Source organism: Aquibacillus koreensis, assembly GCF_025154055.1.
In the GTDB taxonomy this organism is placed as follows: domain Bacteria; phylum Bacillota; class Bacilli; order Bacillales; family Amphibacillaceae; genus Aquibacillus_C; species Aquibacillus_C koreensis.
The window spans coordinates 32,737-45,449 of sequence record NZ_JAOALK010000014.1 but is presented as its reverse complement, the minus strand read 5'-3'; the positions used below and the strand labels follow the sequence as shown (position 1 = coordinate 45,449).

The 12,713-nt window shown below is 36.2% G+C and carries 13 protein-coding genes; 9 read left to right on the top strand and 4 right to left on the bottom strand.

Annotation, left to right across the window (positions count from 1 at the left end; all coding sequences use genetic code 11):
- Positions 1-18: 18 nt before the first annotated feature.
- The 5 genes from murC to NYQ66_RS04400 all read left to right on the top strand — a co-directional run bounded on the left by murC (position 19) and on the right by NYQ66_RS04400 (position 3,479).
- Positions 19-1,332, top strand: coding sequence for a UDP-N-acetylmuramate--L-alanine ligase (murC, locus tag NYQ66_RS04420; protein ID WP_259867273.1), 1,314 nt, complete (start codon positions 19-21; stop codon positions 1,330-1,332).
- Between the two features lie 389 nt (positions 1,333-1,721).
- Complete coding sequence (locus tag NYQ66_RS04415; protein WP_259867271.1) at positions 1,722-2,126, top strand: DUF948 domain-containing protein; 405 nt, start codon at positions 1,722-1,724, stop codon at positions 2,124-2,126.
- A 98-nt stretch (positions 2,127-2,224) separates the two neighbouring features.
- Positions 2,225-2,683, top strand: coding sequence for a YtxH domain-containing protein (locus tag NYQ66_RS04410; protein WP_259867268.1), 459 nt, complete (start codon positions 2,225-2,227; stop codon positions 2,681-2,683).
- A 107-nt stretch (positions 2,684-2,790) separates the two neighbouring features.
- The gene (ytxJ, locus tag NYQ66_RS04405; protein ID WP_259867266.1) at positions 2,791-3,120 is read left to right on the top strand and encodes a bacillithiol system redox-active protein YtxJ; all 330 of its coding nucleotides are present in this window, start codon (positions 2,791-2,793) and stop codon (positions 3,118-3,120) included.
- A gap of 176 nt (positions 3,121-3,296) precedes the next feature.
- Positions 3,297-3,479: a PspC domain-containing protein gene (locus NYQ66_RS04400; protein WP_259867264.1), complete on the top strand. Its 183-nt coding sequence runs from the start codon at positions 3,297-3,299 to the stop codon at positions 3,477-3,479.
- Between the two features lie 56 nt (positions 3,480-3,535).
- Here NYQ66_RS04400 and NYQ66_RS04395 read toward each other — a convergent pair whose 3' ends face one another.
- Positions 3,536-5,674, bottom strand: coding sequence for a cell division protein FtsA (locus tag NYQ66_RS04395; protein WP_259867262.1), 2,139 nt, complete (start codon positions 5,672-5,674; stop codon positions 3,536-3,538).
- Positions 5,675-5,838: 164 nt separating this feature from the next.
- Here NYQ66_RS04395 and NYQ66_RS04390 point away from each other — a divergent pair, with 164 nt between their 5' ends.
- The 4 genes from NYQ66_RS04390 (at position 5,839) to NYQ66_RS04375 (ending at position 9,942) form a co-directional block, all read left to right on the top strand.
- Positions 5,839-6,903, top strand: coding sequence for a bifunctional 3-deoxy-7-phosphoheptulonate synthase/chorismate mutase (locus NYQ66_RS04390; RefSeq protein WP_259867260.1), 1,065 nt, complete (start codon positions 5,839-5,841; stop codon positions 6,901-6,903).
- Between the two features lie 301 nt (positions 6,904-7,204).
- Positions 7,205-8,206, top strand: a complete 1,002-nt coding sequence (ccpA, locus tag NYQ66_RS04385) for a catabolite control protein A (RefSeq protein WP_259867258.1) — start codon at positions 7,205-7,207, stop codon at positions 8,204-8,206.
- A gap of 82 nt (positions 8,207-8,288) precedes the next feature.
- Complete coding sequence (motP, locus tag NYQ66_RS04380) at positions 8,289-9,110, top strand: flagellar motor protein MotP (protein WP_259867256.1); 822 nt, start codon at positions 8,289-8,291, stop codon at positions 9,108-9,110.
- The gene (locus tag NYQ66_RS04375; protein ID WP_259867253.1) at positions 9,100-9,942 is read left to right on the top strand and encodes a flagellar motor protein MotB; all 843 of its coding nucleotides are present in this window, start codon (positions 9,100-9,102) and stop codon (positions 9,940-9,942) included. The genes motP and NYQ66_RS04375 overlap by 11 nt, the downstream gene beginning before the upstream one ends.
- A gap of 175 nt (positions 9,943-10,117) precedes the next feature.
- Here NYQ66_RS04375 and NYQ66_RS04370 read toward each other — a convergent pair whose 3' ends face one another.
- Genes NYQ66_RS04370 through NYQ66_RS04360 form a run of 3 tightly spaced genes read right to left on the bottom strand, consistent with a single transcriptional unit; the run spans position 10,118 to position 12,625 of the window.
- On the bottom strand, positions 10,118-11,287 hold the full coding sequence (locus NYQ66_RS04370; RefSeq protein ID WP_259867251.1) for an acetoin utilization protein AcuC: 1,170 nt from the start codon (positions 11,285-11,287) through the stop codon (positions 10,118-10,120).
- Entirely contained in the window at positions 11,274-11,930 is a 657-nt protein-coding gene (locus tag NYQ66_RS04365; RefSeq protein ID WP_259867250.1) for an acetoin utilization AcuB family protein, read from the bottom strand. The genes NYQ66_RS04370 and NYQ66_RS04365 overlap by 14 nt, the downstream gene beginning before the upstream one ends.
- 44 nt (positions 11,931-11,974) lie before the next feature.
- Positions 11,975-12,625, bottom strand: coding sequence for a GNAT family N-acetyltransferase (locus tag NYQ66_RS04360; protein ID WP_259867248.1), 651 nt, complete (start codon positions 12,623-12,625; stop codon positions 11,975-11,977).
- Between the last annotated feature and the right edge of the window lie 88 nt (positions 12,626-12,713).

Here is a 12,713-nt window from a genome sequence, read left to right as displayed (position 1 = left end):
TTTTGGAGGTTCTTGTTTATGACAACTTACCATTTTATTGGTATTAAGGGGACTGGAATGAGTGCACTGGCACAAATTCTTAATGACTCTGGAGAAAAAGTGCAAGGTTCAGATGTAGAGAAAGAATTTTTCACCCAGGCTGCTCTGGAGGAAAAAGAAATTCCGATTCACCCTTTTTCAAAGAATAACATCACAGAAGGATTAACAATTATCGCGGGTAATGCTTTTAAAGATGATCATGAGGAAATTCAAGAAGCAAAGCGACTAGGATTACCTTATTATCGCTATCATGAATTTTTGGGAGAATGGTTAAAACAATATACAAGTATTGCTATAACTGGTGCTCATGGCAAAACGTCAACGACTGGTTTACTTTCTCATGTCTTGGAACAAACCTATCCCATTTCTTATTTAATTGGAGACGGTTCGGGCAAAGGTCATGTGGATAGTAAATATTTTGTTTTTGAGGCTTGTGAGTATCGCAGACACTTTTTAAGCTATGAACCGGATTATTGTATTATGACTAACATTGATTTTGATCATCCTGATTATTTTACTAGCATTGAAGATGTATTCCAATCCTTTCAACAAATGGCTGGAAACGTAAAAAAAGGAATTGTTGCATGTGGAGATGATGAATATCTTCAACGAATTCAAGCAAAAGTTCCAGTAGTGTATTATGGGTTTTCCGATACGAATGATTTTCAAGCACAAAATGTTACAGAAACAGAAAATGGTACAACATTTGATGTATTTGTCAGAAATGACTTTTATGATTCATTTATCATCCCAACATACGGCAACCACAACGTGTTAAATGCTTTAGCTGTTATTGCTATTTGTCAATATGAAGGGATGAAGGCAGACGAGATTAAAAAATTGGATTCTTTTAAAGGCGTAAAGCGACGTTTTTCCGAAACAATTGTAGGAGACCAAATTCTTATTGATGATTATGCACACCATCCTACAGAAATTGAAGCTACAATTGAATCTGCAAGAAAAAAGTATCCAACAAAATCCATTACTGCTATATTCCAACCACATACGTACTCAAGAACGAAAACTTTCTTACAAGAGTTCGCAAGTAGCTTACGTAACGCTGATCATGTGTACTTATGTGACATATTTGGATCAGCTCGCGAAGGTGATAATAAGCTTACTATTGAAGATTTAAGGGTTCTAATTGAGAACTGTCACGTATTAGACTTGGATCAGACTGCAAAACTTAAAGAATATAAAGACAGCGTTTTGATCTTCATGGGTGCAGGAGATATCCAAAAGTTTCAAAAAGCATATGAATCGGAAATAAAAGGTATGAAAGAAGAAGGTTAATAATATAATTTGATAGAGGAATTTATCATTATATATAGAAGTAGTAAAGGGGAGGTAAATACCTTCCCTTTATTTTCTTTCTAATACGTTAAGTCTGTATAAAGTTTTGCTGCGAAGTGTAGTCGACGTGGCGAAAAACTTATTATTCCAAGTGTCTTGGTCATTCCTTTAGAGACTAACAGATTCGCTAAAGGCCGAGCATATGTGAGTTTTCTAATAAATGGAATGTAAGAAGAAATGATGATTACGTGAGTTTTGTATAAAACAAATGAATTTTGTGGATTTTAAGTATTAGAAGGTTTTAGGAGAGCTATAATGGGGTACATACTATAACATCAGTCCATGTAGGATACATATCGTACACATTTTAAAGGAGTTGGTCTAACTAAATGGTGAATTTACTCTATATCGCAGCAATTATAGTAGCTATTGCTTTTGCAGTTTTAGTGATCTATTTAGCAAAAGTCTTAAAAGCTACACAAAGAACAATGACACATGTGGCTGACACATTAGAAGGCCTTGAGAAGCAAATGGAAGGTATTACGTTAGAGACGACAGCGTTGCTAAACAAGACAAATACATTAGCGGAAGATATAAACACGAAAGCGACTAAAATGAATACGTTGGTTGATGGTATAAAAGGAATTGGCGACACAGTAAATGACTTCAATCAATCGCTCCGTGCTATGTCTACGAGTGTTACTTCCATGTCAACAAACAATCAAGAAGCTACTGCCCAAGCAATGAAATGGGGTACAGTGATCATGGAACTTTGGAAAAAGCGAAAACAATAGCCTGGCAAAACCTGAATCACTTTAAGTAAAGTAGGAGCAATTAGTACTTAATATATTTTTAGATCCACAAAATAAAGAAAAATATGGGAGGATTTAATATGAGTAACCAAGAAGAGCAAAATAATCAAAACCAAAACATTAATAGTAAGGACTTTTTAATTGGATCATTAATTGGTGGAATAGTGGGTGCTTCTGTAGCATTATTGTTTGCACCAAAATCAGGCAAAGAGTTAAGAGGAGATCTTAATCAAGGTGCGAGTTATGTAAAGGAACGCGCGAATGAATGGAAAGATGTAGCCTATGAAAAAGGAACTGAGTGGAAAGATATAGCACAAGAGAAGGGTACAGAGTGGAAAGATTATGCTCAGGAAACTTCTACAAAGCTAACTAAAAATGTAACAGAAAAATCAAATGAACTAGGTAACAAGTTCAAAGAAACTTCAAAGTCAATTCAGGATAAGATTAATAAAAGCCAAGACGTTACGGAACAAGCAGCGGAAGATGTTGCTCAAGCCATTGAAGAAGCATCTGAACAATTAGAAAATAAAAATAATTAATTATAAAGAGGTTGCTTAAACTTGAGCAACCTTTTTGTATACGATTTTTGTAGGATAGGGACACTAGGGTATGGATTTCAAATATAATAAATAGGGATGGGATTGTATTGACAATTAAAGTTATAGAAAATGAAATGCAATTTGAGGATATTAAAAATGACACTAAAGCGTTTATGTTATTAAAGCATAGCTTAACTTGTCCAATAAGTGCAGCTGCAGAAGCAGAATATCGTAGTTTTCAAGAAGAAGCTAATCTCCCTTTATATATACTTCATGTGCAAGAAGCTCGGGAACTCTCTAATACAATTGCTGACACATTCAAAGTGAAACATGAATCTCCACAAGTGTTACTTTTTAATAATGATCAAGTTGTTTGGCATGAATCTCATCAACGAATTAAACAAGATATACTTGCGAGTCATGCAGAAAAATTATAGTTGAATTAAGTTGATAAAAGATTCCTTGAAGGTGCCTTTATTCTACTCCATTTATAACAAGCACATGTTACATTCCATGTGCTTTTTTGTTCGAAATGAAATAATCTGATCCTATTAATATAATTTGAAAAATATGGTAAAATAAGAAAGGTAGTTATAGGAGAGGGGATCGTTCATTGCAGAAGAAACTAAGAAGATCAGTTCACGATAGGTCCATTGCGGGTGTATGCGTAGGTATAGCAGAGTATTTTGGTATTTCTTCTTTTGGAATAAGATTACTTTTTATTTTTTTACCTGCAAATCTAATCATTTATCTCATCCTCGTAAATACAATTCCTGATAGCCCTCCATCTTTATAAAATAACAAAAGGGAACCTGAATGGAATAATTCAAGTTCCCGATATTATGACCTTATTTACGCCTCCCATTGAATGCTGATGGAGTCATTTCGATTTAGTTCTTCGAAGAAAGTAGCAGGCTGTTCATTTTTTAAAATTTCAATCTTTCCTTTAATCTGAGAAAGGTCAAGATCAATATACCTAAAGATATCTTGAAAAATAAAGGGTGACTGTTCCTTCTTTTTAAGTTGAATACTGTTACCTGAAACCACTGAATCAGATAAATCTAATAAGTTTCCTTCACGATAGACTTCAACCATTTGTTTTTCTAATCGTAAAGGCTTGTGATTATAGATAATGGTTAACGAATAATTTGTATTTATTTCCATATCATCTAATATACTTTTGACCGTGGGCACATCACCGCTTTTAAAAGTTATTCGGTCACCCTCTTTTAACACGCCGTCAAGATTTGCGTCTTTTCCATTTAACAACAATGTGGAACTATATTTAGATATAGATTTGTTTTCCCCATTTATCGTAATAGAATATTGCCCTGCTTTAGATAGTAAATCTTGCTTTTGGATAAACGTGAAAAATTCTTTAACTGTTTTATTACTTGCAACCTTTATAGAATCATTATCCTGAACAACGTAATCCTTCTCCGTTTTATTATCGTTAACAAAAAGATCTGCGGTCAGCTTGTAAGGTGTGTCATTATAAAAAATGGTATAGGATGGCATATCACCAACTAATTCTTCAATTGTGATGGACGGCTCACTACCATCTTTTCCTTTTTCGACACTTAAAATATCCCCATGTTTGATGTGTTCATCCACTGTAATTGGCTCGTCATTTAACCAAACCTTTGGAGGTTGCCCATATGTACCTGGTAATGTGATATCACGACCATTCCATTTAATCATGTAGGCCATGCCAGGTCGTCCGTACTGCTTTTCAATGTTGATACCTGCTGCAAGTAAACAATCACCTACAGTAAGCTGTTTGACGTCAAATAAACGAATAGCCCGATCATTCACGGTCACGCTTATATACTGGACAGGATTTTGCTTGGCTGCAATAGCTATACCGATCGGCGTGATAAATTCAGGCCCCACTGGTAAAGTTTCTTTCTTATCGAGAGTAGGGATGGCATCCACACCTCTAACTGCAACCCGATTAGCTGGTAAGTTGAGCTTTGCGGCTAAACGACTTGTTAGCTCTGGTGTTTGACTGCCTCCTCCAACTAGCATTACGGCTTTTGGAGATTTATTATTTAATTCCATGATCTCGTTTGCAATTGCTTCCACAAGGCTATCAATGGACGAAGAAATTCCTTCTACTACTTCCTCATATTCTACTGTTTGTTCAAAACCTAATATATCCGTTATAGTTGAAGTTTTTTTCGTTGTAATTTCTTTTTTTACTTTCTCTGCTTCCGCAAAATCAAGTAAGAAATGGTCACTGATTGCTTCTGTAATTTCATCACCTGCCATGGGCACCATACCATATGCTGTGATCGTACCGGACTCTGTTAATGCTATATCACTTGTGCCAGCTCCAATATCAACAAGCGCAACATTTAATCTTCGCATTGATTGTGGAATCAACACATTAATGGCAGCAATCGGTTCTAACGTTAAAGCCTCCATCTCTAGATCTGCTCTTTGAAGTGCTGAAATCAATGATTCCACAACCACTTTTGGTAGGAAAGTTGCAATAATCTCTACTTTTGCTTTCTGCCCTTGCTGGTCAATTAAGGAACCAATTACTTGTCCATCTAATTCGTACTGTAAGACAGAATAACCAACACAATAATAATGTGTACTAGACGCCTGTAATTCTTCTTTAGCTAGATCAAATTGTGCCTTCTGGACAGCACTTAACTCAAGAAATAAAATATCTTCCTTTTCAATTAGAGGATGTTGTTCTATTTCCTTTGTAATCGTCGTTCGTTTTGTCTTGAGAGCTCTACCTGCTGCAGCTACACAAACTTTCGTCAAACTTATTTGATGCTTTTCCTCGAGTGCCTTCTTCACTTTTATAATAACGTTTGCAACAGACACAATGTCATGTATTTGCCCATCTAACATAGATCTTTCTTCATGTTCATGTACATAATAGTCGATAACTTCAAATTTACTACCGTTATTTTCTATAATTAATCCGACAACAGATCTTGTTCCAATATCTAGGGCAAAAATGCGCTCACTCATAATAATAAATTCCCTTCCGAATAAAAATGAAATAAAAGAAAGAATATACAAAATATTAAAAACTTAGTGGTGACAAGATGAATAAATTTAAGTATAATTAACCCTAATTATTATGAAATTACCACATTTATAAAATTTTTTAAATAGAAACAGGGGGATTCGCATTGAGTAATGAACAATTAGATCAGTTTCGTGCAAAGCTTGATGAGGTAAATCTAGAAATCTTAGATTTGATTAACAAGCGAGCGGAACTTGTTCAAAAGACCGGTCAAGTGAAAGAGAAGCAAGGTGCCAACCGCAGATACGATCCTGTAAGAGAACGAGATATGCTTAATCAAATTACGAAACATAATAATGGTCCATTTGAGAACTCTACCATTATTCACCTTTTTAAGGAAATATTCAAGGCTGGTTTGGAATTGCAAGAGGATGATCATAGTAAAGCGTTATTAGTATCTCGTAAGAAAAAGCCAGAAGATACGATAATTGAAATTAATGGAGAGAAGTTTGGCGACGGCAATCAACACTTTATTTTTGGTCCATGTGCGGTAGAAAGTTATGAACAAGTAGCTTCTGTTGCAGCAGAGATTAAGAAAAAAGGATTAAATTTGATCCGTGGTGGAGCTTTTAAACCAAGAACCTCACCTTATGATTTCCAAGGCCTAGGCTTTGAAGGGTTGAAGATTCTTAAACAAGTTGGCGAAGAATACGGTCTAGCTGTTGTTAGTGAAATTGTAAATCCTGCCCATATTGAACAGGCGTTAGATTATATTGATGTGATTCAAATTGGTGCACGTAACATGCAAAACTTTGAATTATTAAAAGCTGCTGGTGAAACGAATAAACCAGTCTTGTTAAAACGTGGAATGTCTGCAACCATTTCAGATTTCATTAATGCTGCAGAGTATATTAATTCAAGAGGAAATGGTCAAATCATTCTTTGTGAACGTGGTATCCGTACGTATGAAAAAGCAACACGTAACACACTGGATATTACAGCAGTACCAATCCTTAAACAGGAAACACACTTACCTGTCATGGTAGATGTTACGCACTCAACAGGAAGAAGAGACCTATTATTACCAGCTGCAAAAGCCGCTTTGGCTATTGGCGCTGATGGCGTAATGGCAGAAGTTCATCCTGACCCAGCAGTAGCTCTTTCCGATTCAGCACAGCAAATGGATTTTGATATGTTTGAGTCCTTTATGAATGAGTTACTAAAAAAATAAACATCTAAACACCCTTGCCTAACAATTTGGCAAGGGTGTTTTTATAAAGTACAAATATGTAATGGTGTAAATTTTCTGCTGTTTTGTGTCTTAAAAAATATAGAAAGGGGAAAAATGGAGGATATGTATTTCATTCTTTTCGCGCGATGTGTGTAGAATTTGATATAATAGAACATATGGGTTTACATACAAGATAAAATTTTTGTTGAAAAATATCATATTATTGCGGAACGCTTGATAGTATCGTATGATAAGTGAAAAGTAGACCGCGTTATTAAGGATTATTGGAGGTTATTATGTTATGAATGTAACAATATACGATGTAGCACGTGAGGCAAATGTTTCAATGGCAACTGTGTCAAGAGTAGTAAATGGAAATCCGAATGTAAAACCTGCAACTAGAAAAAAAGTCTTGAGCACGATTGAACGGTTAGGATATCGTCCTAATGCAGTGGCAAGAGGATTAGCAAGTAAGAAAACAACAACAGTAGGCGTAATCATTCCTGACATTTCAAGTATTTTCTTTTCTGAATTAGCGAGAGGTATTGATGATATAGCAACAATGTACAAATATAATATCATCTTGAGTAACTCCGATCAAAACAAAGATAAGGAGCTACAACTCATTAATACGATGTTGGAAAAGCAAGTAGATGGAATCGTATTTATGGGTGGTAAGATAACCGATGAACACGTAAGTCAGCTGAAAACATCACCAGTACCAGTTGCTTTTGCAGCTACGATCGACCCGACTGAAACTGTACCATCAGTAAATATTGATTATGAACAAGCATCATATGAAGCTACAAAATTACTTATCGAAAATGGTACTGCGCATCCAGCGTTCATAGCGGGCTCTGAAGATACAGCTATTAATGCACTGAAATATAACGGGTATGTTAAAGCTTTACAGGAATCAAACCAACAAGTAAATGAAGATTTAGTTATTAAAGGCGATTTCACATACGAATCCGGTATCGAAGCAGCAGAACAGTTGATTGCGCTTGAGAACAGGCCTACAGCTATTTTTGTTTCTTCCGATGAAATGGCTTTAGGGGTTATCCATGGCATACAAGATAGTGGATTACGTGTCCCTGAAGATATTGAAGTTTTTGGATTTGATAATACGAGACTTGCTACAATGGTTCGTCCAACTCTATCTACGATCGTTCAGCCGATGTACGATATTGGTGCTGTGGCAATGAGATTATTGACGAAATATATGAATAAAGAAGAAGTTACCGAACAAAATGTTATTTTACCGCACAGAATTATTGAAAGAAACTCAACAAAACCAAAATAATGTCGATATATAGTATATAAAGAAAAAACATTCCTTGGTCTGAAAAACAGGATCTCAACCAAGTTTGTTAGGGAGAGAGAAGATGAAAAAAACAGACATATTGACACCAATAGGCATTACTTTGGGTTTTATGATGGTTATGTTTGGTATTCTTTCGAGCGGGGGAATAGGTGGGATCGTTTCGTTCTTCCAGGTAGCTTCCGTGTTAATCGTTCTTGGTGGGCTATGTGCGGCATTACTTATTAATTTTAATTTAGATCAATTAAAAATAACGCATCGTGTATTGAAAGAGGCGTTTAATAAGAATGAGAATAGTCTTTCTGATTTAATTGAGTTATTTGTCCGCTTATCTGAAAGGGCAAGAAGAGAAGGATTGCTTGCACTTGAAAATGAGTTGGATGATGTGGACGATCCTTTTATCCGTAAAGGTGTACTACTAGCCATTGACGGAATTGAGCCAGAAGTTATAAATGATATTATGAGTGCTGAAATCACCGCAATGGAAGACCGACACCTAAAGGGAAGAATGATTATTGAAAAAGCTGGGGAGTACGCGCCGGCGTGGGGCATGATTGGTACACTTATTGGATTAGTACTTATGCTCAACAACTTATCAGATCCCACTACTTTAGGTCCAAATATGGCTGTAGCCTTATTGACTACTTTTTATGGTTCCGTGCTAGCTAACTTAGTATTTATTCCTATGGCTGGAAAACTAGAAATGAAGACAGATGAAGAAGTATTTATGAAACAAATTGTCATTGAAGGTGTTATAGGAGTTCAATCTGGTCAGAATCCAAGGGTTCTTAAGGAAAAATTGAGTGCTTTTCTGTCAGAAAATGATAAAAAAGCTGATGAAGAAGCAGCAGAAGAATTCATGGAGGAAACGGTCAATGAGGCCTAGAAAAAAGCGCATTGATAAAGGAGCTCCTAAGTGGATGGTCACATATGCAGATATGGTGACTCTAATTCTAGTATTCTTTGTTTTATTATTTTCCATGTCTCAAATTGACTTAGTTAAATTTGAAGCAATCGCAGAGTCGTTCCGGAACCGAATGGTTTTTGATGGGTATCCTTCTATCGTAGAGAAGGATCATCCTACAGAAAACATTGAAATTCAAGAGGATAAGGAAGGCGCTGAAGATCTTAAAAATGACGGTTCCGAGAAACAAGATATTGAAGATCTGAAAGAAGCTCCAAATGAAGTTGAGAGCGAAGTTGTAACAGAAGAAACTAATCAACAGACCAATAGTGATAAACAAGAAAACGAAGAAGACTCACTTGATGAATTGTTAAAAGAAGTAGAAGATTTCCTTGAAAAAAATGAATTGAATAATGTGATCACTGCAAATCGTACAGAGCAAGGTGTTGTATTGATTTTACAAGAAAAGGTACTATTTGATTCAGGTAAAGCGGATATCCTGAAATCTGGAGAACCATTTTTGGATAAAGTCGGTATGCTTTTGGGTAATATTCCGAACCAAGTAAGGGTAGAGGGCCACACAGATAACCGGCCAATATCAAATTACCGATTTCCTTCGAACTGGGAATTATCTGGTGCAAGAGCAAGTGGTGTGATTCGCTATTTGATTGATTCTACTGACATCGCAGATAATCGTTTTATTGCAGTTGGTTACGGTGATACAAAACCACTTGTAGAAAATAACTCTCCAGCGAATTGGAGTAAAAATAGAAGAGTGGAAATGGTTATTCTGGAGATAGATGAAGAAAATTAATAACAAAAAACTTCCTACAAAGAGGAAGTTTTTTGTTCGTTCAGAAAGAATAAAATTTCAACTGACAAGTTTTCTGATATTTTATGTGCCAAGTATATGCAAGAGCGCATCCTTTTGCGCACTATTACTGCAGGTGTACACAATGGGATGAACAGTTTCTAGTTCTTTTTACTAATTATTGAAACTTCATATTATTTCGAGTATATTGTAAAGCTTTATTCAGAATTTGATTATTCTTTTCTGATATTTCCTTCTTTCTAGGAATAGGCTTATAAAGGCCTTCAGGGTCATCCCACTTCGTTGGGAGTTTGACAGGTGACTCCTTTTCATAACGTTTAATCCATTCTATGGGTAAGTCTCCGGAAAAAACGGATTGATGACACATCACGTTCCAAATCTGTGCCCAAGCTCTTGGCACAACACGCCAAATATCATATCCTCCGCCACCTAGTGCAATCCACTTTCCGTCACAATATTTATGAGCTAGCTCGTGGGCCAACTGAGGGATCTTTTCATACGTTTTCATGGTTGAGCTAAGGTGGGTAAGTGGATCTAAATAATGTGCATCTACACCGTTTTGTGTGATAATCACATCAGGCTGAAAGTAATCAACAACTTCTATTAAAGCGGTTTCATAAACATCTAAGAACGATTCATCTTCTGTGAAAGCATCCAATGGGAAATTGAACGAGTAACCATAGCCAGCGTTAATCCCTCTTTCATTGATGTTACCAGTACCAGGATACAAATAACGGCCAGTTTCATGAATAGAAAACGTGCATACTTGTGGATCATCATAAAATGCGGCTTGCACCCCATCCCCATGGTGAGCATCCGTGTCCACGTATAGCACACGTACATTATATTTTTCTCTTAGGTATTTAATAGCAATAGCACCATCGTTATAAATACAAAACCCAGATGCTTGGTTTCTAAACCCGTGATGTAGTCCACCACCTAAGTTAAGTGCGTGGTTAGATTGACCGTTCATTACAGCATCCACAGCGGTTAAGGTTCCGCCAACTAACATGGCTGCAGCTTGATGCATGTTAGGGAAAATCGGAGTATCCTCTGTTCCTAATCCATAGCTTATAGCCTCTTCTTCGGGGAGAAGTCCTTCACCAGCTTTTTTTACGGCTTGGATATATTTTGAACTGTGTATTAGTCTAATTTCTTCCTCCGTCGCTATACGTGGCTCTAGGATATGTGAATTTGTCAATTTATTTTCAGCTTCTAATAAGTCTTTTGTCATTTTTACACGTACTTGATTAAATGGATGATCCGTATGAAAGTGATAATTCAAAAATTGATTGGAATAAACAAAAGAAGCATTACATTTTTTCATTGTTATGCTCCATTACATTTGGCCATAGTACTTCATAATTTTCTGCGCGCAAATCTTGAATAGTAGGTAAAGGATTCATTGTTTGTATTCTAAAAACAAGAATTTTGTATTTTGGATCATCTTTATACGGGTAAATGAGTACAGATGTGATTTTGACTTTTCTTTTTCCAAAGATCGCAGTAACTTTTGCTAAAATTCCTATTACATCCGGTACTTTAATCTCTATTTGAGAACTTTGGACATGTGTTCCAGTCAGTTGAATTAAGGTATGAAGCATATCTTTTTCCGTTACTATCCCAACTAGTTTGTCTTCACTTACGACAGGTAAGCATGCAAATTCTTCTTCATAAAAGATAGCAGCAATTTCTTCTACGAAGTCTAAGGGATGAATCGTAACAACAGGATGACTCATGATCGTTCGGATTGGGTTCTTAAGTTCATCAGCATCTACATTCTCATTGAAAATAGAAGGACTAGCGTCTCGAACATCACGGTCAGACACAATGCCTATTACTGCATTGTTCGCATCGACAATCGGTATATGCCTAATATGGTGCTCATTGAGTAATTGCAGAGCTCTGACAATTTGAGCATCTGGAGGAAGTGTAATGACTTTCGTTTTCATGATTTCTTGTACTAACATACTAAAACCCCTTTCTAAAACCCGTTCCGGGAAGCCTGAAACTCCTATACTTTCTTTTGTGATTTGTATTTTTCTTGTTGTAGGAAACGTAAGCGATCAAACAAAGTAATAGATTCATTTGGTACATGTTTACCGATTCTTACCATTAAACAATTCGCGGGGTGTGATATTATTTCCATATCATCGGTTGGAGCAGGGGTCAGACCACCAGCACTCATCATCTTTTCCATAATTTTTCGATAATCCCACACACTTAATTGTGTTTCTTTGAGGTCCCAGTGCCAATAGTACTCAGTTGAAATAACGATGTAATGTTCCATCATTTCATCCATCATTGCAACCTCAATAAGAGAAGAACCGAGCTTTAGTCCTCGGTATCCCGGCGCGATTTCAATAGCGCCTAATTCTAGAAGATTCTTCATATTAAATGTGGACCATCTCTCTAGCGGATCAGGAAAGAGGAACGTGACATAACCAACGATCATTGTTCCATCCCGGCATACTAAGATTCTTCCTTCTTCAAGTTCTGCAATTTCTATCAATGCTTGAAATTGTTTATTTGCTGGACGAAACGCAGTCAGCTTTTCATGAAAGGTACAATGTCTTAAGTCTGAGGAAGTTAGTGGGCCTTCTACGATTATAGGTCCAGAGTCTGATTCAATTGTCTTGGAATGATAGGTTTTTTTATGTTCCATGTAATCACCACCTATGTATAAACCTTATTACCCCTCATTATACAGGAAAAAAACGTCATTGTTAGTATTAGTCCCAAAAAAATAACCT

Coding starts and splice junctions, on each gene's coding strand:
- murC (WP_259867273.1), top strand. CDS start 19: ATGACAACTTACCATTTTATTGGTATTAAGGGGACTGGAATGAGTGCA.
- NYQ66_RS04415 (WP_259867271.1), top strand. CDS start 1,722: ATGGTGAATTTACTCTATATCGCAGCAATTATAGTAGCTATTGCTTTT.
- NYQ66_RS04410 (WP_259867268.1), top strand. CDS start 2,225: ATGAGTAACCAAGAAGAGCAAAATAATCAAAACCAAAACATTAATAGT.
- NYQ66_RS04395 (WP_259867262.1), bottom strand. CDS start 5,674: ATGAGTGAGCGCATTTTTGCCCTAGATATTGGAACAAGATCTGTTGTC.
- ccpA (WP_259867258.1), top strand. CDS start 7,205: ATGAATGTAACAATATACGATGTAGCACGTGAGGCAAATGTTTCAATG.
- motP (WP_259867256.1), top strand. CDS start 8,289: ATGAAAAAAACAGACATATTGACACCAATAGGCATTACTTTGGGTTTT.
- NYQ66_RS04375 (WP_259867253.1), top strand. CDS start 9,100: ATGAGGCCTAGAAAAAAGCGCATTGATAAAGGAGCTCCTAAGTGGATG.
- NYQ66_RS04370 (WP_259867251.1), bottom strand. CDS start 11,287: ATGAAAAAATGTAATGCTTCTTTTGTTTATTCCAATCAATTTTTGAAT.
- NYQ66_RS04365 (WP_259867250.1), bottom strand. CDS start 11,930: ATGTTAGTACAAGAAATCATGAAAACGAAAGTCATTACACTTCCTCCA.
- NYQ66_RS04360 (WP_259867248.1), bottom strand. CDS start 12,625: ATGGAACATAAAAAAACCTATCATTCCAAGACAATTGAATCAGACTCT.